At 68.5% G+C, this 25,479-nt stretch carries 24 protein-coding genes; 5 read left to right on the forward strand and 19 right to left on the reverse strand.

The genetic code is table 11. The features are described 5' to 3' along the window. Nucleotides 1-262: 262 nt before the first annotated feature. The 11 genes from FKO37_RS39705 to FKO37_RS39755 all read right to left on the reverse strand — a co-directional run bounded on the left by FKO37_RS39705 (nucleotide 263) and on the right by FKO37_RS39755 (nucleotide 11,807). Nucleotides 263-1,756: a hypothetical protein gene (locus FKO37_RS39705; protein ID WP_134733237.1), complete on the reverse strand. Its 1,494-nt coding sequence runs from the start codon at nucleotides 1,754-1,756 to the stop codon at nucleotides 263-265. After that, on the reverse strand, nucleotides 1,753-3,735 hold the full coding sequence (locus FKO37_RS39710; protein WP_134733235.1) for a hypothetical protein: 1,983 nt from the start codon (nucleotides 3,733-3,735) through the stop codon (nucleotides 1,753-1,755). The genes FKO37_RS39705 and FKO37_RS39710 overlap by 4 nt, the downstream gene beginning before the upstream one ends. Next, nucleotides 3,732-4,445, reverse strand: a complete 714-nt coding sequence (locus FKO37_RS39715) for a TIR domain-containing protein (RefSeq protein ID WP_167754359.1) — start codon at nucleotides 4,443-4,445, stop codon at nucleotides 3,732-3,734. Before FKO37_RS39715 ends, FKO37_RS39710 begins: the two co-directional genes overlap by 4 nt. Nucleotides 4,446-4,514: 69 nt before the next feature. Further along, on the reverse strand, nucleotides 4,515-5,786 hold the full coding sequence (locus tag FKO37_RS39720) for a helix-turn-helix domain-containing protein (RefSeq protein WP_238607763.1): 1,272 nt from the start codon (nucleotides 5,784-5,786) through the stop codon (nucleotides 4,515-4,517). Between the two features lie 459 nt (nucleotides 5,787-6,245). Next, nucleotides 6,246-7,304 (reverse strand): NBR1-Ig-like domain-containing protein, encoded by a 1,059-nt coding sequence (locus FKO37_RS39725; RefSeq protein ID WP_238607764.1) that lies wholly within the window; start codon nucleotides 7,302-7,304, stop codon nucleotides 6,246-6,248. A 94-nt stretch (nucleotides 7,305-7,398) separates the two neighbouring features. Next, nucleotides 7,399-7,770: a hypothetical protein gene (locus FKO37_RS39730; RefSeq protein ID WP_051728743.1), complete on the reverse strand. Its 372-nt coding sequence runs from the start codon at nucleotides 7,768-7,770 to the stop codon at nucleotides 7,399-7,401. A gap of 149 nt (nucleotides 7,771-7,919) precedes the next feature. Further along, complete coding sequence (locus FKO37_RS39735; protein ID WP_037810389.1) at nucleotides 7,920-8,150, reverse strand: hypothetical protein; 231 nt, start codon at nucleotides 8,148-8,150, stop codon at nucleotides 7,920-7,922. A gap of 28 nt (nucleotides 8,151-8,178) precedes the next feature. Beyond that, nucleotides 8,179-8,637, reverse strand: a complete 459-nt coding sequence (locus FKO37_RS39740; RefSeq protein ID WP_037810388.1) for a GreA/GreB family elongation factor — start codon at nucleotides 8,635-8,637, stop codon at nucleotides 8,179-8,181. 87 nt (nucleotides 8,638-8,724) lie between these two features. Beyond that, nucleotides 8,725-8,895 (reverse strand): hypothetical protein, encoded by a 171-nt coding sequence (locus FKO37_RS39745; protein ID WP_037810387.1) that lies wholly within the window; start codon nucleotides 8,893-8,895, stop codon nucleotides 8,725-8,727. A 7-nt stretch (nucleotides 8,896-8,902) separates the two neighbouring features. After that, nucleotides 8,903-10,165, reverse strand: coding sequence for an FAD-binding oxidoreductase (locus FKO37_RS39750; protein ID WP_238607765.1), 1,263 nt, complete (start codon nucleotides 10,163-10,165; stop codon nucleotides 8,903-8,905). Nucleotides 10,166-10,283: 118 nt separating this feature from the next. Then, nucleotides 10,284-11,807: a CdaR family transcriptional regulator gene (locus FKO37_RS39755; protein WP_238607766.1), complete on the reverse strand. Its 1,524-nt coding sequence runs from the start codon at nucleotides 11,805-11,807 to the stop codon at nucleotides 10,284-10,286. Between the two features lie 33 nt (nucleotides 11,808-11,840). Here FKO37_RS39755 and FKO37_RS39760 point away from each other — a divergent pair, with 33 nt between their 5' ends. Together FKO37_RS39760 and FKO37_RS39765 are read left to right on the forward strand one after the other, a co-directional pair. After that, a complete protein-coding gene (locus FKO37_RS39760) occupies nucleotides 11,841-12,248 on the forward strand; it encodes an MmcQ/YjbR family DNA-binding protein (RefSeq protein WP_238607767.1) in 408 nt (135 codons plus the stop codon). Between the two features lie 53 nt (nucleotides 12,249-12,301). Then, a complete protein-coding gene (locus FKO37_RS39765) occupies nucleotides 12,302-12,916 on the forward strand; it encodes a glyoxalase (protein ID WP_238607768.1) in 615 nt (204 codons plus the stop codon). 64 nt (nucleotides 12,917-12,980) lie between these two features. Here the strand turns inward: FKO37_RS39765 and FKO37_RS39770 are convergent, their stop codons facing one another. Then, complete coding sequence (locus tag FKO37_RS39770) at nucleotides 12,981-13,385, reverse strand: nuclear transport factor 2 family protein (protein ID WP_238607769.1); 405 nt, start codon at nucleotides 13,383-13,385, stop codon at nucleotides 12,981-12,983. 54 nt (nucleotides 13,386-13,439) lie between these two features. Then, nucleotides 13,440-14,975 carry an HD domain-containing phosphohydrolase gene (locus FKO37_RS39775; RefSeq protein WP_238607770.1) on the reverse strand — a complete coding sequence of 512 codons (1,536 nt, stop codon included), beginning with the start codon at nucleotides 14,973-14,975 and terminating at the stop codon, nucleotides 13,440-13,442. A gap of 81 nt (nucleotides 14,976-15,056) precedes the next feature. On the opposite strand from FKO37_RS39775, the gene FKO37_RS39780 reads away from it, so the two are divergent. After that, nucleotides 15,057-17,228 carry a molybdopterin-dependent oxidoreductase gene (locus FKO37_RS39780; protein WP_238607771.1) on the forward strand — a complete coding sequence of 724 codons (2,172 nt, stop codon included), beginning with the start codon at nucleotides 15,057-15,059 and terminating at the stop codon, nucleotides 17,226-17,228. Here the strand turns inward: FKO37_RS39780 and FKO37_RS39785 are convergent. Further along, nucleotides 17,225-17,800: a TetR/AcrR family transcriptional regulator gene (locus FKO37_RS39785; RefSeq protein ID WP_238607772.1), complete on the reverse strand. Its 576-nt coding sequence runs from the start codon at nucleotides 17,798-17,800 to the stop codon at nucleotides 17,225-17,227. The genes FKO37_RS39780 and FKO37_RS39785 overlap by 4 nt on opposite strands. Nucleotides 17,801-17,856: 56 nt before the next feature. Between FKO37_RS39785 and FKO37_RS39790 the strand changes: the two genes are divergently transcribed. Together FKO37_RS39790 and FKO37_RS39795 are read left to right on the forward strand one after the other, a co-directional pair. Continuing rightward, the gene (locus FKO37_RS39790; RefSeq protein ID WP_238607773.1) at nucleotides 17,857-18,762 is read left to right on the forward strand and encodes an alpha/beta fold hydrolase; all 906 of its coding nucleotides are present in this window, start codon (nucleotides 17,857-17,859) and stop codon (nucleotides 18,760-18,762) included. A 56-nt stretch (nucleotides 18,763-18,818) separates the two neighbouring features. Next, entirely contained in the window at nucleotides 18,819-19,427 is a 609-nt protein-coding gene (locus FKO37_RS39795) for a TIGR03086 family metal-binding protein (RefSeq protein ID WP_238607774.1), read from the forward strand. Nucleotides 19,428-19,431: 4 nt separating this feature from the next. On the opposite strand, the gene FKO37_RS39800 is transcribed toward FKO37_RS39795, so the two are convergent. The 5 genes from FKO37_RS39800 to FKO37_RS39820 are packed head-to-tail and all read right to left on the reverse strand — an operon-like array spanning nucleotide 19,432 to nucleotide 25,296. Further along, nucleotides 19,432-20,682: an aspartate aminotransferase family protein gene (locus tag FKO37_RS39800; protein ID WP_238607775.1), complete on the reverse strand. Its 1,251-nt coding sequence runs from the start codon at nucleotides 20,680-20,682 to the stop codon at nucleotides 19,432-19,434. A 32-nt stretch (nucleotides 20,683-20,714) separates the two neighbouring features. Then, nucleotides 20,715-21,830 carry a Zn-dependent alcohol dehydrogenase gene (locus tag FKO37_RS39805; RefSeq protein ID WP_238607776.1) on the reverse strand — a complete coding sequence of 372 codons (1,116 nt, stop codon included), beginning with the start codon at nucleotides 21,828-21,830 and terminating at the stop codon, nucleotides 20,715-20,717. A gap of 18 nt (nucleotides 21,831-21,848) precedes the next feature. Next, nucleotides 21,849-23,204, reverse strand: coding sequence for an NAD-dependent succinate-semialdehyde dehydrogenase (locus FKO37_RS39810; protein ID WP_037810361.1), 1,356 nt, complete (start codon nucleotides 23,202-23,204; stop codon nucleotides 21,849-21,851). Continuing rightward, nucleotides 23,201-23,905, reverse strand: a complete 705-nt coding sequence (locus FKO37_RS39815; RefSeq protein WP_037810356.1) for a hypothetical protein — start codon at nucleotides 23,903-23,905, stop codon at nucleotides 23,201-23,203. Before FKO37_RS39815 ends, FKO37_RS39810 begins: the two co-directional genes overlap by 4 nt. Then, a complete protein-coding gene (locus FKO37_RS39820) occupies nucleotides 23,902-25,296 on the reverse strand; it encodes a flavin monoamine oxidase family protein (RefSeq protein ID WP_037810353.1) in 1,395 nt (464 codons plus the stop codon). The genes FKO37_RS39815 and FKO37_RS39820 overlap by 4 nt, the downstream gene beginning before the upstream one ends. Nucleotides 25,297-25,479: the final 183 nt, after the last annotated feature.

Consider the following 25,479-nt stretch of genomic DNA (forward strand, 5'->3'; position numbering starts at 1 on the left):
ATGTGACCGCTACCGTCGCCGACGCCGCCATTCCCGGTTCGCCAATTCGTCCCACGACCGGGGTTCGGGCGGGCGGAAATTGTCCACAATGGAATCAGCCGGAACGGAACGAGCGAACGGGAAAAAGGGTACGATTTTCTTGCCCAGGGCGGTGACCTGCGGCGACGCTCAATCCGCGGCGTCGCTCCGCACCCGCCGGGCCAGTTCGCCCAGCAGTCCTGCTGCGACGAACACGGCCCGGCCCTCTTCCTGTCTCTGCGGCTCACTCCTGATCCGCGCTCGAGCTCCCGGGGTGGGCGACGCGATCGGTCTGCTCTCCCGGCGCACCAGGATCCGGCCAGAGCAAAGCCGGTTCCGCGCCGTCGTGCGGCGAGCCGGAGCCCGGCCTCCCGTCCGAGTTGTCGTGCCTTGCTTCCGGAACCTCTGGTTGTGTGCCGTCGCCCCCGCCGTCCGAAACCGGATCAGGTGTCTCACCCCGACCGAACTCCGCCTCGTCGTCCGGAACTCGGCCAGCCGCGACGTCGTGCGGCGACCTAGCATCAGCGTCGGCACCTTCTTCGTCCCGTTGAAACCATGCCCGCGCAGCCCCGCTGTCTTGGGCCTGCTGAGCGTCGCCGTCGTAAGCCGGGGAAGCCGAGCTTCCCTGGGCCGATCCGTCCTGGGGCAGCTCCACCTGAACCGGTCCGGACGGCGACGGGTCCGGGTCCAACGCGCCGAAGGCCTCGCGGACCTCATCGGCCGGGTCCGGTTTGCCCGCCGCGGCAAAAGAACTGGCCAGCCGTTCAGCCAGCAGCTCCCGTTCGGGTGCGTCTGCGTCCAGGCCAATCCCGTTCATCAGCGCTTCGACGAGATCGACCACGCTGTCCCGCGGTGACGGCTCGGAGACCGCTGGCGTGCGCTCGGGCACGGTCAGGTCCTCCGGAAACGCCATCTGCCCATAGCCCAGTTCCCGGCCGGCCACCGGCCGCACGTTGTTGGCGGCCGCCGTCAGCTCGGCGAGAGTGTTGATGTCCTTCACTACGTTCGCCACGTCGTTGTTCTGCTTCACCAGCCACCAGACGACCGCACTGCCAGTGTCGCTGAGAACATCTTCTCCGAGATAGCGCCGCCGGTCTTCCTCATGCTTGCGCTCGTACTCCCACACCAGCGCGTCTTTGCGCGTCCTCGCGAACAGCTCAAGCCGCTCCCGGTCGGCGGTCTCGAGATCGAGGCGCACGTCGGCAGCCGAAACCTCGACGAATCCGGAGCTGTCCGGCTGGACCTTGCCCAACACGCTGTTCAACCGGTGGCGGACCTGTTCGTGGTCAAGAGGCAGTTCACCCGCGGTGATCGCCTTCGCTCGTTCCACGACCTCGTTGATCGCTACCGCACCGGGGCTGGCGTGCACCGGCCCGCGCACCCCTGGGCACAACCGCCACCACACCGTCGCCGAGAACAGGAACCGGTAGTCCTCGGACCGGCTCGGCAACGCTGTCGCGGTCACTTCAGCCCGCTCGAACTGAATCGGAGCAGGCTCCGGCACCGGCTCCGGCACGGGCGGTTGCACAGCAGCCAGGTGCGCCGTCATGCGCCGGTCGAGCTCGGACTCGTAGGCGATCCGGGCCCTGATCCGCTTGTAAACGGCTGCCGGGACGATCGCCAGCGGAAGCACGAGCAGAAGCCAGAGAAAAGAGTCCAGTGCGATCGTGAGACCGATCGGAACACCGGCGCAGACAAGCAGTGCGATGGAGAGCGTGGCCTTGTCCGATGAAGTCATGATCGGCCTTTCTTCTCGCGGAGAGTGGCATCCGGATCGACCACACCCTGCGCTTCGTTGATCAGCTGGATGACAAGGAGCGCGAGGCGGGCGTCTGAAACGCGATCACCGCTCCGCGCCCAATCCCTGGCAGCCACATAGACGGCGGCGAGGGTCCGGGGGTCGCCGCCTGCTCCGGCGAGCACCTCGCGAACGAGCATGGCCGCGTCCGGAGCTTCCGCATCAACGCATTCGGTCAGCCAAGCCCGCAGAAGCTCCTGCCATTCCCGTTCGGGCAGGCTGGTCATGAGCGCGCGCCAGACCGCTTCTACGCACCTGCGCACAGTGGGATCGGCCCCGAAGCGGCGGCCTCGGACGTCAGTGCTCAGCACCAGCTTCGGACTGAGCACTCGCAGCGCCAGCTCGGTCTCGGATCGCCCGCGCCCCGGCCGGGGAGGATGCTGCCGCAACCGCCAGGCGAGACGGCGGTAGAGCCGGAGATCGCTCGCGACCAGTTCGAGCAACCGCTCCAGCGCATAACTGTCGATGCTGTCCCGATTTCGCTTGACCAAGTGGTTGAGCCTGGTGAGCGCCTCTTCGGGGTACTCCGCCGCCATCTCCGCCGCACACAGATCGGCCAGCACCGCGGCAAACTGGTCCGGCAGGTCGCGCGCCCGCGCCCACGTGTAGAACTGCTGCCGGAAGAATCGGCCGTGCCGCGGATGTGCCAGGCTTCTCGACAGGACGGTCTGCACCTGGTCCGGCCAATCCCGCGCCCGCGGCCAGTTCCTGACCAGCTTCGCCAGGTCGTCGTGCAGATCCGCGTCGAGCAGTTGGATCGCCACCCGGTCAGCCAGCCGAAGCCGGGACCGCCTGCTCAATTCCTCCATGCCTACGAGGCTGGCGCTCCAGTCGCGGAGAACATTGTGCAACCGCGGGTATTCCCGCCAGAAGTAGGCGGCGACCGCGGCGCCGTATCCGGCTTCCCGAAACCGGATCCCGCCGTGCTCGTCCACGGCCACCGCGGTGACCTCGCCCAGGTATCCGGACAACGAGGTGCGTTCCAGCAACGGAACCTCGCTCTCCGGGTGCTCAACCTGCGTCAGCAGCTTGGCGGCAGCCGCGAAGACCACTCTGCGATGCTCGCCCTCCAGCATCGCCACGGCCAACGCGAGCGCGCGGACCACGCCGTCCTTCTTGCCGTCGAGGAGCTTTCGCGCTTCTTCAGTCCGGTCGGCAACCGCCTGCTGCGCTTCCCTGAGCAGATCCAGCAGCCGTTCGCCACCTCGCGCCAATAACCGCGCTCTGTCGGCAAGACGTGCCAGGTCGTTCATGCTCGACGAAACCAGCGAAGCGCAGAATGCCTGGTACTCCGCCGGATCGAGGTCGCCGGACAGCCCGTCCGCAGCGAGATGCCGCCGCAGCACCACCGCCGGGTCGGGCCGCCCCAGCGGAACCAGGAACTGGCGGCTCTCGTCGAATTCGAACTGCTCCTCCACCGCTCGATCGACGATGATCACCAATCTGGTCGATCGGGCTTTCGTGTGCGCCCGGAGGTAAAGCGCCTTCTCCTTCAGCTTCGCGTAGTGCTCGCTCTCGACCGCGGAAAGGTCAAGGAGAAGCAGGTCTCCGTCGGCAACGCTTTCCGGATCGAACGCGTCTTCCTCGACCTCTGTCGGCAAAACCCGGAACAGATGACTGGAATCAGCGTAAGTGCGCAGGAGCATCTTCGCCGCGGTACGCGTCCCAGCTCCGGCCGGCCCGGAGATGAGGACCAGCCCGCACTTCTCCAGCTTGTGCTGAGCGTGCGGAAAACCTTCCGGCGGTTCGAACCTTCGATAGAGCCAGCCGAGGTCCGACTCGTGAAGCAGGCCGAACGGCCGGCGCCGGTTGTGCGGGCCAGCGGTGCCAATGTTGTTGATCTGGGTGTACTGATTGACCGGTGCGCCTGCGCCTGGCCAGGGAAACGGGCCGGGCGACTCGCGCTCGCTCGCAGTCAAGGCCGCTCCTCGCCCTCCGCCGAGCCGTCGTCTTTCCCGACGTTGATCGTGCGTGCGTTGTTGAACGTGCCCGTTCCGGCATGGGTCGGGCCGTTGAACTGGGAACCGCCGAAAACGTCGCCGTTGTACTGGTTGCCCGGGCCGCTGATGATCGTCCCGATCGACGGGTCGCCCCAAACCCCGCCTATACCTCCGCCATGGACTTCGTTCCGCGTGGCAGATTCGCCTGCCTGTTTCGCAGGCTGAGTAAGATCTTTCAGCCCAGGGACGGAATCGAGCACATCCTGAGCGATCCGGTTCAGCACAGTGTCAGGGTCCCGGTGGTGGTAAATCTTGTACTGCAGATCCGCAAGCCGTTTGAGCGGCTGGGGCAACTCTTTGACCGGCAGCGGCGACTGCGCCTGTTCGTCGATCACGGGGATCACCCGCACCCCGTGGTCGAAGGCCATCACCAACTCGCGGTGGATCCAGTCTTCCGGATTGTCGATCTTGCGCCTTCCGGTCCCGTCGGCGGCGGTCAGCCAGGCAGGCCCGATGACGCACAACAAGACTTTGCTGCCCCAGACGCCGTTCTCCAGCGCCTTCTGGAACACCGCGCCTGCCTGAATCGACCGATGATCCTTGAAAACGGCTGCGTCGCCGAAGCGACGGCGCAAATCCTGGTCGATGATCGTCGCCAGCTGCTCGCCGTCCCCGGTGCGGTAGTTCACAAATACTTCAGGCATGACAAATAAACCTCCATACACAAAGAAATCAAAAAATGGGCACGCCCAGTGCGACTAGTCCAGTTGGCCGGTCAGCAGCGGATAGATGTTTCGAACCGCTTTATTTCCGTGGAAGCGGGCTAGCGTCCGCCGCAACCGGCGAAGGTCCTGCGCCACGGTCGCCGAGCCGATCGCCCGCAACGGGCCCTGCAACTCGGCGGTGATTTCACAGGCTCTTTCGACCTCGTTCTGCATCGCGTACGCGAGCGCCCTGCGGACGCCGTAGCGGGCTCTGGTCCGCAGCGCGTGCTCCGGCACCGTGAGGAGCTGCCGGTCGAGCACCGCGGCGGCTTCCCGAGGGCGGCCGAGATCGAGCAAGCACCACCCTGCAGCCATGGCCACCGGGTCCTCGAGGTGCATGGCGCCCAGCACCGGCAACGCGGAATCACCGCGGTCGTCCGGGATCACCAGCAGCGAACGCGCGCGGTCGAGAACTCGCATGCACGATTCGTAGTCGCCTGCCAACGCATGCCCTTGCGCCTCCAGTTGCGCGGCCATGCCTTGGATTCGCGCCGGCGTCGGCCCCGCCTGTGCCTCGCGGCTCAGTGCGATCGTCTTCCCGGCATCCTCCTGGTACAAGGCGACGACTGCCTTCCGCACCAGCGCGTAGCGGGCCAGATGACGGTCTCCGCCGGATTCGGCCATGCGGACCGCCTGGTCAGTCCACCACAGCGACGCCCGCTCGTCTCCGCTTTCCTGTGCCATCCAGCCCGCGTACTCCGCGAACCGGGAAGCGAGCAGGAAAAGCTCCGAGTGGTCGCGGCCGACCGCCTGCCTGGCCAACTCGCGAAGCGTGTGCGTCTGCGCGATGACCGTGGGGATGACCGCGCCGGGACTAGCGGCCTGCCCAAGAGCCCGCATCTGGTCGAACTGGAGGCGGAACACGGACAACGCCGTTCCCCCGGCCGAACGCGCCAAAGCCGGCGCCCCCACGCTGAACCCCAGCCCGGCGCCCAGCGCGATCGCCTCGCGTCTTCCCATCGGACGGAACCAGCTGCCGTCCCTGCCGTCGAGATTCACTATCCAGGCCTCTCCGTCCTCGGCCTCGTCGGCCCATTCGGTTCGGTGCTCCCCGGTTTCGGCCAAGGAAGCAAGCCTGCCTCCTGCCCCCAATTCGGCATCGCACCGGCGCGCGAGATCGGGATGCGCTCGTTTCAGCCCGTTCTCGATTTTGCTCAGATAGCCCTTGCTGTAGTGCACCACGACCGCAAGGTCCGCGAGCGATACTCCAGCTCTGGTCCGCCACCGCCGAAGTTCGGCGCCGAACTGTGCGCGGCTATCCGCCACCGACCCCTCCCCGTTGCCTGATGCCCGTGGCGGAGGACTGGTCAAATGCCTCCGCGCGGTGCTGGCACCGCGGCACTTCGCACAGTCCAGCACAGCGAAGCCCCGCATGGGCAGACGAACTCGGCGATTTACAACGGATGGAGTCATGAATTGGCAGCCGGTCAGCGCGAAACCGCACGAACTCGCGCTCACCGGCGTGGAACAGTCGGCTGTCCCGTCGTCCTCGTGCTTTCCGGCCTTTTTCCGCATGTCGCGACTCAGAGCGCACGAAACAGCCACGGCTCGCGTGCGCTGAATGACATCGTCCACAGCGACGATTTTGCAGATCACGACAGCGCGGCACGAGCGTGAAGCGGGGGTTTCCCAGCGCCTGCGCGATGGGAAACGGGAAACCCCCTAGTCAGGCCGCTTGCCCGACAGCGAGCCGAAACCCGGTTGGGGAATATTCCGCGTTCTCGGCTACTCCACGGTGACGGTCACCTGATAGAAAATCCCGGTCCGGTCCGGGAACACGAGCGCGCCGCGTTCGTCGACCATCTTCCACAGGACGTGGCAGACGCCGGTGCCGGTCGGCGTCACCGGGACGCTCACCTCCACCAGTTGCCCCGGCTCGGCGTCCGGGACCGGGACGCGCGGCGGCGACGGGCACAGCACGGTGGTGCCGCCCGCGACCTGCAAGAAGCGGCTGCGCCACGGGACCGAGCCGGTGTTCTTCAGCCGCCAGATCTTCGTGAACGTCTGGCCGTAGCGGGCTTTCGCGCCGTCCGGGAAGGTGACGTCGCCGGGCAGGCCGTCGCCGCCGAAGCCGGACGAGTCGCCGGGCAGCGGGTAGTGCGGGGCGGCGGCTTCCTTGTCGCGGGCGGACGGCGTGGCCAGGACCACGACGGCGGCCACGAGTCCGAGGACGACCAGCACGGTCGCGGCGACGACGATCGAACCCCAGCGGCGGGTCTTGGCCGCGGCCGGAGCGGGAACGGCGGCCGGTTCGGGTGCGGCGGACGCAGCCGGAACGGGGGTCGCAGCGGGGACAGCGGTCGGTTCAGCAGGAACGGCGGACGGCGCAGGATCGGCATCGGGCGGCGGTTCCGGCGCGGAGGAAGTATCGCCCGCCGACGGCATCCGCTCCCCCGCACTGGGCCGATCGGCGGACGAAGCACCGTCTGCCGAGTCGGCGCCCCAGCCCGACTGCCCCTCGGTCGCCTCTTCCCAGCGCGCCAGCCACTCGCGGCGCACCGTCTCCTCGTCGCGGCCGAGGCCGGTCACCGCGAGGCTGCGGACGAACTCCCAGGTCGTCGGCCAGGACGGCGCGCTGCGGCCGCGCGTGGCGGCCGAAAGAGCGGACTTGGACGCCGCCGCGCCGAGTTCCGTGCGCATGCGGTCGTAGGACGGGTCGCCCGCTTCCCGCTTCAGGTCCAGCAGAGCGCAAGCGAAACGGGCCACCGGGCCCGAGCCGGCGTCGGGCACGATGTGCTTGCGACCCCGGCGGGCCCCGGGCTGCCCGGCCGCGGGCTCGCTCATGACACCTCCAATGATCGACATCGACCCTTGGAGGTTGCCAGGCGGCCCGGGGCGGCGCAGCCCCGGGCCCGCCCGGCGAATCAGCCGCGGAGGCTCAGAGCTTGCAGCCCTTCTGGATGCGCGCGACCGTGTGGTCCGCGCCGATGTGGAACTTCTTCTTGCCGCTGGTGCCGCCGTTGGTGGTCATGCACTGGACGCTCAGCGCGCCGTCCATGTCCTTGAGCACGATGCCCGCGGACACCTTGTGCGAACAGTGGTTGTTGAAGTAGACGGTGACGTTCGTCAACCCGTCGCCCCAGGAGTAGTTGGCCTTCTTCCCGGACGGCTTCGTGCACTTGATGCTCGCGGTGTGCTTGCTCTGCGCGCTCGCCGGAGCCGCGGTGTCCGCCGACGCGGCGGGCGCGGCGATCCCGGCGAGTGCGATCCCCAGCGCGGAGGCGGCCATCAGCGTCTTGCCGATCTTCATGGGTGTTCCCCTCGGACGAATCGGAATGGAGTACAGCCGGGAAATCCCGGTGCACTCATCCCAGCGCGCCGTCCGTTTTGTCCTCAACCGCTCGCTGTCCACGGTCAATGTCCGGGGCTGTCCACGCAGGTCAGCGAATTGTCCACGGCTCAGTCAGCCGGGCCGCGCAATGTCAGGACGACGCGTAAGACGTGTTCGACCGCCGACTCGAACATCGCGGCGCGCAGTTCGCCGCGCGTCTCGAGGTTGCGCGCGGCGAAATCGAGCATCCGTTCCGGTCCGGCGCGGCGGACGAGCAGCGCCGCGACCTCCTCGAGGTCGAGGCTCGGGTTGTCGAGCCGGGCGAGGGCGAACTCGATGATGAGCTCTTCGTCGGTCACACCTGTCAGGGTAATCACAAAGCTGGGGTCAGCCGTCGTTTCGATAGCGGCCGTAGGGATAAGCCTCGACCAGCGTCACCCGCACAAGCGCGCCGCTCGGCACCTCGTACTCGCGCTGCTCCCCCGGCTTCGCGCCATGCAGAGCCCGCCCAAGCGGCGAATCCGGCGAATAAACCTCGAGTCCGCCGCCCACCTCGTCGCGCGCGGCCAGCAGGAACGTCTCGGTCCCGCCGTCGTCGTAGCGGACCGTCAGGACCATCCCGGGCTCGGCGACCCCGTCGTCGGGCGGGTCCTCGCCGACGACCGCGTTCTGCAGCAGGTCCTGGAGCTGCCGGATCCGCGCCTGCCGGTGCTGCTGCCGGTCGAGCCGGTCGTGTTCGCCCGCACCCTCGTCGAGGTCGGGTTCGCGTTGCAGGTCAGCGAGTTCCGCGGCGAGGCGGGCGTGCGCGTCGGCGGTCAGCCAGGGACGCGAAGAGGTCGTCGACATGAGAGGTGCCTTTCGGATGACGTCCGTGGGGGCCGGGCAAGCAGGAGGCGTCCAGCCCCCACGGACTTTCGAGGAGTCCCGCGGCGGTCAGCGGGGCTCGGGCTCGGTGCGGCGGTCGAGCACGCCGGCGTCGGCGGCGAACCAGCCCGCCGCTTTCACCAGGATGTCCCTTTCGGTGCGCAGCAAGGCGTTCTCCGCGCGGAGGAAGAGCAGTTCGGCGTGCTCGTCGCCGGTCAGCGGGACGGGTTCGGCGGACACGCGCGGGTCACCGCAGCGGGTCGAACGGCCGCAGCGCTTCCGGGAGCCTGCCGGTGACCATCTGCTCGGCGAGCAGCTTCCCGGTGACCGCGCCGTGGGACAGGCCCCACATGCCGTGCCCGCCCGCGACGTACATCCCGGGCGCGCCGGTCCGGCCGATCACCGGCCGCCCGTCGGCGCTGACCGGGCGCGAGCCGACCCAGACGTCGGTGCGCTGGTCCCAGCGCAGGCCCTTGAGCAGCGGCCGGGCCGAGGCGATGATCGCGTCGACGCGGGCGGGGTACAGCGGGTCGTCCGGCTTGCGGAACTCCATCGTCCCGGCCACCCGCAGCCCGCCTTGGTACGGCGTGCACGCGACCCGGATGTCGGGCAGGTACATCGGGCTCGGCACCGGCTCGTCGGTCGGCACGGTGAAGGAGTACCCGCGGCCGGCGCGCACCGGAACGCGTACGCCCCACTTGCGCGCCAACTCGCCCAGCCAAGCGCCGGTCGCGAGCACGACGGCATTGGCGTTGACGGTCTGCCCGTTCGCCGACAGCACGGTGTAGGCGTACTCGTGCCGCCGGATCGCGGCGACCTCGAACCGGTGCCGGATCGTGCCGCCTCGGCTGACCACTGCGCGGGCGAGCGATTCGACGAACCGGCCGGGGTCGACGTACCGCTGGCCGTCGAGCCGGATGCCGGCCCCGATCCGGTCGGTGACCTGCGGGAAGTGCTCGCGCAGCTCCGGTCCGGCGAGATGGGTCCAGGACACCTTCTGCCCGGCGTCGCCGAGCCGGTCCAGTTCCTTGACCAGCGTTTGCGCCTTGTCCGAAGTCTCGAACAGGGCGGTGATGGGCGCGTCGATGGTCGGCGCGTCGACGCCGTTCGCGGTCAGGATGTCGAACGCTTCGAGGCATTCCTCGTTGAACGGCAGGTTCGCGCGCACCGCGCGGTTCCAGGACCGATGGGTGCAGTTCGCCGCGAAGCGGGCGAGGAACTGCCACAGCCGCGGGTCCGGGGTGGCCGGGACGTGCAGCGGAGCCTGCCGGTCGAGCAGGGTGCGCAGGCCGTAGCGCAGGACGGCGGGTTCGTTGAGCGGGATCGCGAGCCCGGGCGAAAGCCAGCCCGCGTTGCCCCAGGACGAGCCCGCCGCGATGCCCTCGCGGTCGACGACGGTCACCCGCACGCCGCGTTCCTGCAGGAACCAGGCGGTCGACAGGCCGACGATGCCCGCGCCGACCACGATCGCCGAACGCGGCCCGCCGTCCTTCCGGTCGAGATCGCCCATGTGTTCCTCCGCCGATGCCGTGCCGCTGGTTGTGCTGGTGCGGCCAGGATGACCCGGATCCGGCGGACGGGCTTTGTCGAGTTCGGCCAAACGGATCAGGTCCGTTTGTCGGGATCGGTCAATCCTGCGGGTCGGCGACGGCCAGTTCGATGATCATCGCCAGCCGTTTCGCGGGCAGATCGAGCCGCAGCGGCGTCACGTCGGCCATCTTCCGCAGCCGGTAGCGGATGGTGTTGGGGTGCACGCCGAGCCGTTCGGCGGCCTCGGTGAGATCGCCCTGGGTCTCGAGCCACGCGCGCAGGGTCGCGACGTAGCTGGTCGAGTTGGCCGCGTCGTGCCGGGCCAGATCGGCGATCGGACCGCGCGCCGGGGCTCGTCCCGCTGCCGCCGCGGCGCGCAGGCGGAGGATCAGGATGTCGTCCCAGGACTCGTCGTACGCGACGGTCGCGCCCGGCTTCGGGCGGACGTCGTGCAGCGCGAGGCACTCGTCGGATTCCCGCCTGCTCGCGGGCAGGTCCGCGGTGGACGCGGGCGCGCCGATCCCCGCCGCGACCGTGACCTGCGCGGGCAGCGCGTCGCGGATCCCGCCGATCCACGCGCGGGCGGTTTCGACGTCCTCACCGGGCAGAACGGTGTAGACGGTGTTGCTGAACAGCGTGCTCCGGCCCGGCCGTGACCAGCCGAAACCGGTGGTCGCGCGCTCGAACGCGAGCAGCAGCGCGGCGTGCCGTTCGTCGGCGATGTGCGCCTGGAGCGCGACCACGCGGAACCGGCCGGGCGGCAACCCGAGCCTGCTCAGCACGGCCGCCGCGTCCGGAGTGCCTTCCAGCAGGCGGATCACCAGGTCCGATTCGACCTGCCGTTCGAGGTCGGCGCTCGCTCGCGACCGCAGCAGATGCAGCCCGACCGTGCGGGAACTGTCGTGCAGGACGGTGCGCCGGACGTCGGACAGCGGCTCCTCGCACTCCACCCAGATCGACCCGAGCGTCTCGCGCCCGGCCCGGACCGCGACGACCATGCGCCCGGTGAGCCCGTGCTCGGGATCGGCCTCGACGAACAACGGCTCGTCCGAAACGGCGAGATGCGCGAACACTCCGCGGCGCTCGAACAGCTCGCGCACCTGGTCCGGCACTCGCCGCCCGAGGATCGTCTCCAGCCGCACGCGGTCCGCGCCCTGCTGACGGCTGGAGTACGCGAGCACGCGCGACAGCTGGTCCTCGATGGTGACCGCGCTGCCGAGTGCGTCGGCGAGGCTGTCGGCCAGCGCGAACAAGTCGGTCGGCCCGCGACCGGATTCCGTCTCGCGGCCTTCGAGCACCAGGCCGTAGACCACGCCGGCGAGCTGTCCCCACGACACTTCCGGGTCCACGAGCAGCACCGCGACCTGGCTGTCCACCTCGGGTCCGGGCGGCGTCACTCCCCGCACCAGCACCACCGACGCCCGTGCTTGAGCGGCCCGTTCGACGGCTTCCGCCACCGAATCGACGCCGACCGCGAGGTAGACGTCGCCGCGCAACTCGCGCGGGTCGGCGGGGTCGTCCATCACCACGTCCCGCAACGCCGTTTCGCGCGCGACGGGACAGCAGCACAACCGCGCGCCGTACCCACCGAGGACGTTGACGAGCCGATCCAGCGTGACCATGCCCTGTTCATACCTGACGTATCGTGGGGGGTCATGCGAGCGCGGGTCGAGGACGTGCACGAGCTGGCGCTGGGGATGCCCCACGTCACGGTGGTGCGCGGCTCGCGGGAAAACCCCGTCTACCAGGTCGGCGGCAAGTCGTTCGTGTTCTTCCGGACGCCGCGGCCGGACGCTTTCGATCCCGAGACCGGCGAACGGTATCCGGACGTGATCGTGTTCTGGGTGCCGTCCGAATCGGACAAGCAGGCCCTGGTCCAGGACCCGGACAGCCCGTTTTTCACCACTCCGCACTTCGACGGCCACCTGTCGGTGCTGATCCGCGCCGCGCATCTGGGCTCGCTGACGCGGCAGGAACTCGCCGAGGTCGTCGAGGACGCCTGGCTGTCCCGAGCGTCACCGCGCCGGCGCGAAGCGTGGTTGGCCGGGACTCGGGCTCGGTAAGCGATCAGGAATCAAGAAGCATCCGGGGTGGCGCCGGATTTAGCGTTTACCGCATGACCTCCTTCGAATTCGTCACCCTGGACGTTCCCGATGTCGCCGCCGCCGAGCGCTTCTACACCGCCGCGTTCGATCTGGGCGACCGGCTCCGCTTCCGGCAGGCCTCCGCGCCGAGCACCGGTTTCCGCGGATTTACCTTGTCGCTCACCGTTTCCCAGCCCGCGAACGCCGTCGCTTACCTGGACGCTGCCCTCGCCGCGGGTGCCACCTCGCTGAAGCCGGCGGCCAAGTCGCTGTGGGGTTTCGGCGGAGTGGTGCAGGCTCCCGACGGCGCGATCTGGAAGGTCGCGACTTCCACGAAGAAGGACTCCGGCGCGGGGGTCCGGGAATACGACCAGATGGTTTTGCTGCTGGGCGCGTCGGATGTGGCGGCGACCAAGCAGTTCTACGTCCAGCACGGGCTCGCGGTCGGCAAGAGCTACGGACGCAAGTACGTGGAATTCGAGACGAGCCCGATCAAGCTGGCGCTTTACGGCCGGAAGGCGCTGGCGAAGGACGCCGGGGTGCCGGAAGAGGGCTCGGGCGCGCACCTCCTGACCGTCGGCGGGGACGCGGGACGGATCACGGACCCGGACGGGTTCGCTTGGGAGACTTCGGTTCTTGCCGAGTGAGGGCGCGGGGGGTCGTGAGTGTTCATGCCGGTTAGAACCGGCGTAAACACTCACGAGAACGAACTCAGCGCGCCCCGCTCTCCGGGCAATAACCGGAACACAGCAACACCATCCGCGTGAACTGCCCGTCCGCGTCGTTGTCCACGTATGCCTGCTGTTCCACCGCGAACCACCCCTCGCCGAGCCGTTCCGCTCGCACTCGTGCCCGCCAGCGCAGGTGCAGTCGCGGGCCGACCCGGTCCACCTCGCCCTCGGCGAGTTCGAAGTCGTCGACCTCGCCGAACCAGTGGGTGAACGCGGCGGTGATCTCGGCCGGTCCGTGGAATTCGCGCAATCCCGGCGGCAGCAGGGCGGTCAGCCGCACCGCACTGTCCATTGCGGACGACATCCGCGCGAAGTCCTGTCTGCTCAATGCTTCGATGAAGGCGCCCGCTCGGGAGATGCGGGAGGCCTGGAGTTGTGTAGTCATGCCTCAGGTTTACGGCGCGCCGCACCGCCGGGGATCGGGCAACTGCCCGATCTTTCATCCGGTCAGACCGCGGCGCATCGCGACCAGCGCGGCCTGCGTCCGAGTCGTCACCCCGAGTTTCGCGTAAATGTGCTCCAGATGCGTCGAAACCGTCTTGCGGGACACCGTGAGCGCGGCGGCGATCTCCGGATTCGAGAGTCCGCGAGCCAGGTGCAGCAGGACCTCGGTCTCCCGCGCGGTCAACCCGTCCGGCGTTCGACGGACCCGCTGACCCGCCGCTGCCAGAACCGCGCTCACCGCATCGGGATCGAGACGTCCGGCGCGGGCTTCGGCGGTCAGCACCTGCGCGGCCGCGTCGGGAACCAGCGGCGCGCGGTGCGGACGTGGTTCGCCGAGTGCGTGGTAGACGTCGGCGGCGGCGAGAACCCGGGACGGCATCGGCAGGGCGTCGCCGGAAAGCCCGTGCGGGTAACCGGAACCGTCGAGGCGTTCGTGGTGGTGCGCCGCGCAGCGGGCGACCGCGGCGAGGCCGGGCATTCCGGCGAGCATCCGTTCGGTCAGGTACGGATGCGTGCGGGCGCGTTCGGCCTGCGTGAGCGACCACGGCCGGGTCGCGTTCCAGATCGCGCTCGGGATGCCGATCATCCCGATGTCGTGCACCCAGCCCGCGCGCCGGACCAGCCGGACGTCCGGTGCCGGGAGACCGAGCCGGGTCGCACCGTCCGCGGCGAGTGAAGCGACTCCGCGGGAATGCCCCAGCCGAGGCGGGGATTTGAGGTCGGCGAAGTCGGCGAACGCCTGCAATGCGCGGTCAAGTTCGTCCTCAGTCAACTGCGCGCCGAGCCTCGGGTCGAGGGCGATGACCTCGTCCCAGGCCTGGATCCGGTCCAGTTCGGCCAGGATGTCGCCGCGGTGGTTCAGGAAGCAGTCGACCAGCTCCGGATCGAACTGGGTGCCGCGGCGTTCCCTGGCGACGGTGACCGCGCCGTCGACGCCCGCGCTGTCGTGGAAAGCCTCGACGTTGTCGGCGAGCTGCACCAGCCGGATCGCCGGGTCGAGGTCCGCGCCGCCGGCATCGCCGGGGACGCCGCGGCCGTCCCAGCGTTCGAAGGACTGCAGCAGCGGACGGCAGACGTCCTCGCCGAGGTCGAGCCGTCCGGCCAGTTCGCTCGCGCTTTGGCAGTGCGCCTGCATGACCTGCTGCACCGACCGGCCCGCCGTCGCGAGGAACCGGCCGACGAGCGCGGCGCGGCGGAGTCGCGGACCGCCGCGCCCGAGGTGCCGCAGGACGAACATCGCCATCGCGACCCCGGCGAGGTCGCCGTCGTGGCTGTCGGCGTACAGCTCGGTCTCGTCGCCGAACAGCTCGGCCAACTCGCTGGTGTCGGCGGCGCAGCCCACCCAGGTCAGCAACGACGTGTAGTAAGCCGCCGCGCGCACGCTGTCGTCGGCACCCGCCGCGTCGGCCAATCGCAAAGCGATCACGGTCTGCCGCAGCACCCGCTCCATCGGGCGGCCCATACCGAGATCGGCCACCAGCGACAAGGTGGCGACCAGCTCGGACAACCGCACCGGCGCGGCGTTGCTCACCCCGGAAAGTCGCCGCTGAAACTCCCGCTGTTACGCCGGACGGGGCAGCGCCGACTTCCAGACAGAGTCCGGAGGTGCGCGATGGCGACCGAGGTGCCGACGTTCTGCCCGCTGTGCGTGTCGAGGTGCGGGGCCACCGCGACGGTCGAGGACGGGCGGCTGCTCGCACTCCGCCCGCTGCCCGGCCATCCGACCGGTGCCGCGATCTGTGTCAAAGGCAAGGCCGCGCCGGAGATCGTCGCGCATCCGGACCGGCTGCTGCATCCCCTTCGCCGCACCGCCCCGAAAGGCGCGGCCGACCCCGGATGGGAGCGCGTCAGCTGGGATGAAGCACTGGCGACGGTCGCGTCCCGGCTGACAGCGATCGCGGAGGAATCGGGTCCGGAAGCGGTGGTGTTCGGCAGTTCCTCGCCCTCGACGTCGGCGATGTCGGACACCGTCGAATGGCTGACCCGGCTCCGGCGCGCCTTCGGGAGTCCCAACTTCGTCAGCTACATGGAACTCTGCGGCTGGGGCCGCCACCTGGCCACGCTCTACACGTGGGGCGAGCCGGTCCCCGGCGCTTACCTGCCCGATCTCGAAAACGCGCAGTGCATCCTCTACTGGGGCTACAACCCGTCGGTCTCGCGGCTCGCGCACGCCACTGCGACCACCGCCGCGCTGCGGCGAGGGGCCAAGCTCGTCGTGGTCGATCCCCGGCGCGCCGGGCTGGCCAGCAAGGCCGACGAATGGCTGCGCGTCCGCCCCGGAACGGACGCGGCGCTGGCGTTGTCGCTCACGCACGTGATGATCGAGAATGATTGGTACGACAAGGAATTCGTCGAACGGTGGACCAACGCGGCGAAACGGGTCAGCCCGTCGCGCCGGGTCTGGGACCTGATCACCGAGGAGTGCGCGAAGTACCCGCCCGAGGTCGCGCAGGAGATCACCGGCGTGCCCGCGGAGCAGATCGTCGCCACGGCCCGGCTCCTCTGGGAACACCGTCCGGTCGCGTTCTACACCTGGAGCGGACTGGAACAGCACAGCAACGCGACCCAGACCGTGCGCGCCATCGGCCAGCTCTACGCGCTCACCGGATGCATCGACGCGCCCGGCGGGAACGTGCTGTTCACGCCCGTGCCGACCAACCCGGTCGACGGCCGGGAGCTGCTGGCGCCCGAGCAGCGCGCCAAGGCCATCGGGGTGCGGGAGCGTCCGCTCGGACCCGCCCGGTTCGAGTTCGTCACCGGCGAGGACCTCTACCGTGCGGCGCTGGACGGCGTGCCTTACCGGGCCCGGGCGCTGGTCAACTTCGGCGGCAACCTGGTCATGGCGCACGGTGACAGCGCGCGAGGCCGGGACGCTCTCCGTGCGTTGGATTTCTTTGTCCACACGGATTTGTTCCTCAACCCGACCGCGGAGCAAGCGGATCTCGTCCTGCCCGCGACGAGTGCGTGGGAGACCGAAGCGCTGCGGATCGGTTTCGAGACCAGCCAGGCCGCACAGTCGACTGTCCAATTGCGACAGCCGCTGGTCGCCGCCCGCGGCGAGGCGCGGCCGGATCTGCGGATCATCTTCGATCTCGCCGTCGCGCTCGGGGTGGGCCATCAGTTTTTCCACGGCGACATCGAGGCGGCCTGGCGACACCAGCTCGAGCCCAGCGGCCTCACCCTCGAACAGCTGCGCGCCGCCCCGGAAGGAATCCGCCTGCCGTTGCGGACGGTCTACCGCAAGTACGAACGGAGCGGCTTCAAGACGCCGTCCGGGCTGGTCGAGTTGTACTCAGAACCGTTGCGGACACACGGGTATCCGCCGCTGCCGACCTTCGCCGAACCGTCGATCAGCCCGCGGTCCCGGCCGGATCTGGCGACGCGCTACCCGTTGATCCTCACCTGCGCGAAGTCGCTGTTCTTCTGCGAAACCCAGCACCGGGAAATCACCAGCCTGCGCAAATCCGCACCCGATCCGGTCGTCGAACTCCATCCCGAAACCGCCGCGGACCGGGGAATCTCCGCCGGGGACTGGGTGCGGTTGGAGACGCCGTTGGGGAGAATCCGCGCGAAGGCGAAGTTCAACGGCAACCTGCGCCCCGACGTCGTGTGCGGGCAGCACGGCTGGTGGCAGCCCACCGCCGGACTCGGCCAGCCCGGCTACCCACCGTTCGGCGACGACAGCGCGAACCTCAATCTTGTGCTGAGCCAAGGCCCGAGCGACCCGACCAGCGGCAGCTCGCCACTGCGCGCTTCGCTGTGCGAGATCACCAAAGACGGCTAGCCCAGTGCCCGCGAAAGCGCACCCAAGCTGATGTCGACGATCGCGCGAAGCTGCTTCTGGCTCGCCCCTGCCCGGCTCATCACCGCCAATGACTGGTTGACCGCCGCGAGGTGCACGGCGAAGTCGTCCGCGTCAAGCACCTTCCCGGCACGCAAGGCGGTCCGCAGCCGCGCGTGCTGACGGCCCAGCACTTCGGTCGCGCGCGCCGCGATGCCCGGGCTCAGCACCGGAATCGCCATCGCGGTCTGGGCGACGAGACATCCGTCCGGCACTTCGGGATCGGCGATGCGGCTCAGGGTGACGTCGAAGAATTCCCGTATCGCCCCCAGCGGTTCCTCGGCCGCCTTCGCCAGAGCTTGGTCGTACTTGTCCCCGTAGCGCGTCGCGTACCGGTCCAGGCAGCGCAGGTACAGCGCGTCCTTGTCGCCGAGCGAGGAGTAGATGGAACTGCGGTTCAGCCCGGTCGCTTTGGAGAGGTCGTCGAGCGAGGTGTCGGCGTATCCGGCTCGCCAGAACTGGACCATCGCCGCGTCGAGCACGACGTCCACATCGAACTGCTTCTTCCCGGCCATCTGCCCAGCGTAGCTCATCTTGGACTGATCAGTTCAAGATGAGCTACGCTGAAGTCATGACTGCCGCCGCGAACCCGATTTCCGCACTGCCGCTGCCCGACCTGCCCGGCTTCACGCACCGCTGGGTCGATGCGGACGGCATCCAGCTGCATGCCGTGGAAGGCGGTCAGCCGAACGGCCCCGCCCTGGTTTTGCTCGCCGGATTCCCGCAGACCTGGTGGGCTTGGCGCAAAGCGATGCCCGGCCTCGCCGAGCGATTCCGCGTCGTCGCGATCGACCTGCCCGGGCAAGGACACTCCGACCGTCCGCACGACAGCTACGACACCCACACCGTCGCCGCGCAAGTCCAGGCCGCGGTGACGGCGCTCGACGTGCCGAAGTACTGGCTCGCCGCCCACGACGTCGGTGCCTGGGTCGCTTTCTCGCTGGCCCTTCAGCACGAAGCGCACCTGCACGGGGTCGCGCTGCTGGATGCCGGCATCCCCGGAGTCACCCTCCCCGAATCCATCCCGACGGATCCCGAGCGGGCTTGGAAGACCTGGCACTTCGCGTTCCACCTGGTGCCCGACCTTCCCGAGACCCTGCTCACCGGTCGCGAACGCGAGTACGTCGACTGGTTTCTGAAAGCCAAAACCCTGTCCCCGGATACCTTCGACAGCGCCGAAACCGACCATTACGCCGCCGCCATCGCAGCTGAGGGCGGTCTCCGGGCTTCGCTCGCTTACTATCGCGATGCCGCCGAGTCAGCGCAGAAGAACCGCGCCGCTCTGGAGCAGCGGCGTCTGACCGTCCCAGTCCTGGGCATCTCCGCCTCCCACGGCTCGATCCCCGACATGGCCGCTTCCCTCCGCCCCTGGGCAGCCAACACGACCGGCGTCGTCATCCCGGATTCCGGACACTTCATCCCGGACGAACAGCCCGATGCCGTCGTGGCCGCGCTGACCGAGTTCATCGAGCGCTAGTGCGACGTCGGATTTGCGCCAGCGCATGAGGTCCTCGCGGCGGAAGACTGGCGGGCATGATCGACGTTCTCGACCGATTCCTCGCCGCCAGCACCGAATTCGGCCAGCGCTTGCCGTCCGTCCGCCCCGGCCAGTGGACTGCGCCGACGCCCTGTGCGGAATGGAACGTGCGCCAGCTGGTCAACCACATGGTGCGGGGGAATCTCAACTACGTCGATCTGCTGGCCGGGAGCAGCCGGGAGGACTTCCTGCGCATGCGCGACGCCGACGCCCTCGGCGGCGACCCGCTCGCTGCTTATGCCGCGTCGGTGCGGCTGGTCGCCGACGCCTTCGGCCGTCCGGGCGCGCTGGATCAGGTGCTCGACTACCCGTTGGGGAAGGTGACTGGGTGCCAGGCGCTGGCCGTGCGTGCTACGGATTCCGCCATTCACGCTTGGGATCTCGCCCGAGCGCTTGGGGTGGATGACCGGCTTGATGCTGACCTGGTCGCTTGGATCAGCGACGGGCTTGGGGAGATTTACGCCGGGTTGGCGGAATCCCCCGTCGCGGCTGAGACGACGCATCGGTTCTTCGCCGCGCCGGGGGTGGTCAGCGGGTCGGTGTCTCGGCAGGAGCGGTTGTTGAACTTGATGGGTCGGAATCCCCGGCAATTCAGCGAGCGGTGATAGATCACAACCGGCGCAGCACCCTCTCAAGCGCCTCCCCCGTCGCCTCGATATCCGACGCCGTGTGCGCCGTGCTGAGAAAAACCTTCCCCGACGGCATCAACAGCACCCCCTCCCGCACCATCCCCTCCAGCAGCACCGTCCACAGCCCACCCGTGCCGTGCAGACCCGTCGCCCCACCCGCAGGTACGTACTGCAGCAGCGACCCGACCCGGTTAAAGCTCCCGCTGTCAGGAACCGAACCGAGAACACCGCCGACCACGGATTCGAACTCGCCCGAGGTCTTCTCCAGCGTCTCGTAGACAGCCGGATCAGCCAGGACCCGCATCGTCGCCTCGACGGCCGCGAGCGCGATCGGGTTGGCATTGAAAGTCCCGGCATGAGTCACGCCATCCGTCACCTGATCGACCAACTCCGCCCGGCCGACGACGGCGCTCTGCGTGAACCCACCGGCCATCGCCTTTCCGTAGACGGACAAGTCCGGAAGCACCCCGTACTTCTCCGCCGCCCCACCACGCGCAATGCGGAACCCAGCGATCACCTCGTCGAAGATGAGGACGACGCCATGCCGATCGCACAAAGCTCGCAGCGTGGACAGGAACTCCGGCGTGGGTGCCTCGACCCCGGCATTGCTCATCACTGGATCGACGAGCACCGCGGCGATGTCGCGTTCGACAGACTCGTTCAGAAGCCGCGAAGCCAGCGCGACGTCGTTGAAACGCGCGACCACCAGATCGTCCAGAACGCTCGGCGACTGCCCTTTGCTTGCTGGCTCCGCAGAACGGTCGCCGTCGGACATCCCGGCGTAAACGGTGTCGTGCCAACCGTGGTAGCTCTTCGCGAATTTCAGGATGCGACGCCGGCCCGTCGCGGCTCGGGCCAGGCGCAGGGCTACTTGCACCGCTTCGGTTCCGGTGTTGCTCCACAACAGCCGCTCGCCGTGGGGCACGGCTTCGAGGACCGCCTCCGCGGCGAGGTACTCGAGGGCGTGACCCGTGCCGACTACCTGCATCTTCTTCGCGGCCTCGGACACGGCGTCCAGCACGCGCGGGTCGCCGTGTCCGAGTACCAGTGGGCCCCAGGCCATCACGTAGTCGACATAACGATCTCCGTCCAGGTCCCAGACATGCGCGCCTCGGGCCTCCCGCACGAAGAGCGGATGAGGACGCATCGCGGCGCGCAGGCCTGACCCGACCCCGCCGCCGACGCTGCGCCGGGTCCGTTCGTAGGCGATCCGCGAAGATTCCAGAGCCATGCGGCGAATCCGTGCCTTTCTTCAGCAGGGCTTCAGTATTTGATCACCGAGCGGATGCCGATGCCGCGCTTCATTTCGTCGAACGCCTCGTTGACCTCCGCCAGGTCGATCACGCGCGTCACCAGCGAGTCGAGATCGAGGCGGTGATTCATGTAGTGGTCGACCAGCAGCGGGAAATCGACGTCCGGCTTGCTCGAGCCGTAGTTGGAGCCGACGAGCGAAAGCTCCTGATCGGACATGACGAACGGGTCGATCGAGATCCGCACGCCGTCCGCCACCTGCCCGGCCACCACGGCTTTTCCGCCTCGCGCGAGCACCTCGTAGACCGCCTCGATGGTGCGCGGCAACCCGATCGCCTCGATGGCGACCTCCACCCCGCGTCCGCCGGTGAGCTGGCGCACCCGGTCCGCGAGGTTCTCCCGCCCGCTGTTGACCAGGTCGGTCGCCCCGAAAACGCGGGCCTGCTCGAGCTTCTCGTCGGAAAGGTCCGCGGCGATGATCTTCCGCGCGCCGACCAGGCGAGCGCCCTGGATCGCGTTCAACCCGACCCCGCCGCAGCCCAGCACCAGCACGGTGTCGCTCGGCCGGATCTGCGCGGTGTTGACCGCCGCCCCGACGCCGGTGGTCACGGCGCATCCCACCAGGGCGGCCTGCTCGAACGGCGCGTCGTTCCGGATCGCGATCGCGGCCGATTCGGGCACGAGCGTGTACTGGCCGAACGTTCCGAGGCCCGCGAAGCTGTAGACATCCCGTTCGTCCGTCGACGTGACGCGGGTCCGACCGTCGAACGACAGGTGGTTGGCCGAGTGCTGGCTGACCATGTCGCAGAGAACGGGCCGACCGCTGACGCAGTAACGGCATCGCCGGCAGGAAGGCGTCCAGGACAGGACGACGTGATCGCCCTTCGCCAGGGTCGTGACTCCTTCGCCGACGCTCTCGACGATTCCGGCGCCTTCGTGGCCGAGAATCATCGGCGTGGGCGTCTCCCATTCGCCGACGAGGACGTGGAAGTCGCTGTGGCACACCCCGCTCGCTTTGAGCCGCACCAGCACTTCGCCCGGCGGCGGCGTGCTGGGAAGCGAAACTCGCTCGACGGTCAGCGGCGCGTCCGGCGAGGTGAAAACGGCGGCATCGAATTCAACAGTCATCAGAGAGTCCCTCCGGGTTCACGCCCGAGCCGTGCGGATGAGCTTCTTGTTGGCGAACTCGTCGATCCCCGCCCGGCCGAGTTCCCGGCCGAATCCGGACCGCTTGACCCCGCCGAACGGCAGTTCCGCGCCTTCGAGGCCGACGCCGTTGACGAAAACCATGCCCGCCTCGATCCGGTCGGCGACCCGCATCGCCTGCTCCGGATCCGTGGTGAACACGTACGAGCCCAGCCCGTACGGGGTGCTGTTGGCCAGTTCGACGGCCTCGGTTTCGGATTCCGCGCGATAGACGGTCGCGACCGGGCCGAACAATTCCTCGGCGGCCGACGGCGAATTCGGCGACACCCCGGTCAGGACGCCTGGCGGGAAGAACGCGCCCTCGCGCCGCCCGTCGCAGACCAGGGTCGCGCCGTCGTCGACAGCCCGCTGCACCTGTGCTTCGAGACGCTCGGCGGCCGCCACCGAGGACAGCGGAGCCAGTCCGTTGGCCGTGGCGAGCACCTTTTTCGTGAATATCTCCAGGAATTCGTCGTAGAGTTCGGCGGCGACGATGACCCGCTTGCCCGCGTTGCAGGCTTGTCCGGCGTTCTCGAATCGCGTGTCCACTGCGGCCTGCGCCGTCGCGTCCAGGTCGGCGGAAGACAGCACGAGGAACGGATCCGAGCCACCCAGTTCGAGCACTACCTTTTTGAGGTTGCGGCCCGCCTTTTCGGCGACTTCGGCGCCAGCCCGTTCGGAACCGGTGAAGGACACGCCGCGCACCCTGGGGTCGGCGATGGCGTCGGCGGCCTGGTCGTTGGTCGCGTAGACGTTGACGTAGCAGCCCTCGGGACAGCCCGCGTCGGTGAAGATCCGCTGCAGAGCCGCGGAAGATTCCGGACATTGCGGCGCGGGCTTGAGCACGATGGTGTTGCCCAGCACGAGATTCGGCGCGGCGAACCGGGCGACCTGGTAGTACGGGTAGTTCCAGGGCATGATGCCGAGCAACGTGCCGATCGGCTGGCGGCGGACGAACGCCGTGCCCTCCCCCTCGAGCAACTCGACCGGCTCGTCGGCGAGGAACTTGTGCGCGTTCGCGGCGTAGTACGCGTAGATCGACGCGCTGAACTCGACCTCAGCGGCGCCTTCTTCCAGCGGCTTGCCCATTTCCCGTTGTGCGATGCGAGCAAGTTCGCCACTGCGCTCGTTGTGCAACGCAGCGACGGCGTTCAGCACCTCGGCGCGCTCGGCCAGAGTCGTCTCTTGCGACCACTGCCGGTACGCGTTCGCAGCCGCGTCGAGGGCCTGGTCCACGGCCGCGTCAGTCGCGGCCGGATACTCCTGCTCCAGCTCGCCGGTAGCCGGGTTGACCACGGCGTACAACTGCTTACTCATGACGCCGCACCCGCTTCCTGCACCGTCTTCACGCTTGAGGCCGCGTTGTGGTTATGCAGCGCGCGGTAAGCGAAGAAGTAGACGAATCCCTGAGTACCCCACGTCGCCAGTGCCGCGGTGTAGAAGAACGTGCGGTTGGCATCGTCGAACGGGAAGGGGAAGAAGTCGTAGGTGATCGCGATGGTCGTTGCGGCAGCGGTCACCAGTCCGGTCCAGATCGCCGGCCATTTCGCGCCGGCGTTCCAAAGCCGTTTGACGAAGTACGCCAGGAAGACCGCCGTGGCGAGGTTGACTGCGACGTAGAACGCGGCGACAGCGAACGCACCGTGGTCGACGCGGGGGTCTTCGCCGTGGAAATGCCGGAGGAACAGCCCGGCCACGGTGGCGAGCGCGAACACTCCGACGTCGACAGCAGCGCTCGGCTTGTAGTTCCGGGTCACCTTCATCAGACCCATCACGAGGATAAGCGTGACGCCGAGCGACCGCGAGAACGCGTCGAAGAAATACGCGATGTCGTAAAGGATGCTGCCCGGGTTGGCGCCGAGCAGCGACCAGACGAGAAAGTTGGTGCCCGAAGTCGCGACGACCATCAATTCGAGACCGAGCAGGTAATTTCCGTAGCGGCGGATGAATTTCCAGCCGAAGAAGTAGCCGACGAAAATCATCCACAGGTCGGCGAGCAGGAAAAGAATGTCCTTCATCGCGCCAGCACCTCCTGGGATTCGCGCGCCACCGCGGCCGCGACGCGCTCGGCGGTGCGCTGCCCGGTCAGGACGGCGCCGTTCATGCAGCCCGCCCACTCGCCCGCGGTTTCGGTGCCCGCCCAGTGAACGCGCCCGTGCGGCTCCGTGAGAGCGGGACCGTAAGTCGTGGTCGCGTAAGGACCGACAGCCGGGTTCGGGCCGCCAGGAGCGAACGGTTCCTCTCCCCAGCAGTGGTCCAGGTAGTCGATCGGCGCGCCCGCTTGCGTGCCGTACAGCTGGACGAGCTGCTGGAGGACCATGCTGCGGCGCCGGTCGGGGCTGAACCCGTCGAACACCCGGGGGTCGCAGAACGTCATCAGAATGCCCGGCCCGTTGGCGTCGGGCGAAACGTCGAAGGTGATGAACACGGTCCCGGTGTCGGTCACTCCCTCGCCGGAAAGTCCGTTTGCCCGCCAGAACGGCTTTTCGTACGCGACGAATGCCTTGCTCAGGATGCCCATCCGCCAGTTTTTCGCGAGCCCAGCGGCCAGCTCGGGCAGGGCGGGGCTGAATTCGATCTCGGCACGCTGTGGCGTCGCGACCGTGACAATCGCGTACTTCGCCGTGATTTCTTCCGAATCGGTGCTCACTGTGACGCCGTTTTCGTCTTGCGAGATCCGGCGAACCGGCGTCCCGAGGACAACGCGGTCGCCCAGTTGCTCCGCGACGCGCTTGGCGATCTCCTGGGTGGTTTCGACGTACCGCTCCTCTTGCTGGCCGCCCTCCACGTCGAGCATGTGGTCGACCCCGCCCACCGCGCGGATGTAGCGCAAGGCGTGCAGCAGCGAAACGTCTCCCGGGCTGCACCCCCACTGCACCTTGCTGACGATGGTCATCATGGCGCGGGTGGCCGGCGTCGCATGCTTCCGGTCGAGCCATTCGCCGAACGAGATCGCGTCGAACTCGCTTGCCTGGGGAGAATTCCAGGCCGCTTCGACGTCGATGCTCGCGACCAGCTTGTTCAGCGCCAGCTGCACGCGCGCCATGTCGACCAGCACCGCGGGCGAGACCTTGGGAATCGTGCCCTGATAGGTACGGCGCCGTCCGGCCATCCAGAGCACGTTGCGGCCTTCGGCGAACTGGGCGGTCAGGGTGCAGCCCGCCCGGCTCGCGAGGTCGCGGATCGCCGTGTGCCTGCGGGAAACCCAGGTCGCGCCGAGATCGACCCGCACCCCGGCCACCTCGCCGGAGAACGACCTGCCGCCGACGCGGTCGCGGCCTTCCAGGACGAGGACGGACTTGCCCATGCTCACGAGCCGGTCGGCGGCGCTCAGCCCGGCGAATCCGGCGCCGACGACCACGACATCGACCGAAACGGCCTTGGTGCGCGTATTCCGGGAACTCGACATGATTTCCTCCTTTGCCCACGCAGATGCGTGCAGCGAGATGTAGTGCGGGTGAGGCCAGTGGCCGCGGACCGCGCGGGCCGGCCATCGCCAAGGGAGGGAATTTCGGCTTCTCCGCCCAAATCCCGTCAAAAATCCTCGTGCCGCGAACCGTCCGCGATCAGGTCGGCGATCAGCGACCCGGCG

Origin of the sequence: Amycolatopsis sp. Poz14, assembly GCF_006704225.1 — a bacterium.
GTDB classification, from domain to species: Bacteria; Actinomycetota; Actinomycetes; order Mycobacteriales; family Pseudonocardiaceae; genus Amycolatopsis; species Amycolatopsis nivea.